Consider the following 1,056-nt stretch of genomic DNA (forward strand, 5'->3'; position numbering starts at 1 on the left):
TCTGCTTCGCTGCCATCAAGAAGGGTGATTTCTCGCCTGCTCAGCCAACGAACTACGATACCACCGTCGATCTTCGCTAGATCAAACGCGTGCATTGGCTGGCCTTGTTCTAGAAGAACAAAGTTGTGATATCAACCACTGGATCGATTGAACGAATGCCACAGCGACGCAGTTTTTCTTGCATCCATAGCGGTGTTTTCGCTTGAACGTTAACGTTTTTCACCACGCGACCAAGGTAACGTGGACACGCCGCTGGTGCTTTAACGTCAATCGCAACGGTGTCATCAATGCGCATCGCTTGCTTGGTAGACGTTATCGCGCTCATCGCCCGACACGATAAAAATCACCTTGTTTCCCATTGTCTCCGCAATGCGCTCAAACGCTTGTTCTGCTACTGGGTTTTGCTGATTTTTAGGCAGGAGTTTTAAAATATCGGTTTCGATTGGTGCCGTTGCTTGAGCAAACCAGAGATAGACCAACAACAAACTGGCAGTGATTACGGCCATAAGACCAGCTAACGGCTAACGTCGGGATTAAACGCAACTGCTTTTGCTCCGTTTCGCTTAATTGTTCTGGGATGTGCGTTTGCTGTGAAAATTGAATATCGGTGCGATCGCCACGTTTTTCCACCAGTTCCAGTTGATCAATTTCTTGGTTACCTCTGAGGGTAATCTTGCTGAATACCGCATTCAAAGGGGCTGCCGTCGGCGTCAGGTCGAGTTGCCATCCATTGTCGTCAACGTGTAACGTCAATTCGAACTCGCGCTGCAAAGCGGAGGTATCTCCATGAAACACAGAGAGAAAATGCGGCTGAAGTAAACGCCATTGGTTTGCTCTGCCGTGATCACTTGTGGTGCTTGCCCGGCAAAGTTTTGTCGCAGTTTGTCTTGTGTCAAAACCAAATTCACAGGGAAGGGGTTTTGTTGTTGCCACGAACAGACCATGGCTTTTGTCTAACACAAATTGTCCTTGAGAACTCAGGGGTTGGTTAAACATTTCCAGATGACGCTGTTGGGTGAACTGGCCTCGCACCAGATCGTGTTTGGAGAGCTGCGC

The 1,056-nt window shown here is 48.7% G+C and carries 1 protein-coding gene and 1 pseudogene; both read right to left on the reverse strand.

Going from position 1 to position 1,056, the window contains the following annotated elements:
• Positions 1-289 (reverse strand): annotated as a pseudogene (locus CIK04_RS24735) (phenylalanine--tRNA ligase beta subunit-related protein); the annotation flags it as partial.
• 122 nt (positions 290-411) lie between these two features.
• Positions 412-1,056 (reverse strand): outer membrane lipoprotein carrier protein LolA (locus tag CIK04_RS24745; protein ID WP_142995012.1); only part of this gene is annotated, 645 nt, incomplete at its 5' end.

The organism is Vibrio sp. 03_296, assembly GCF_002265885.1.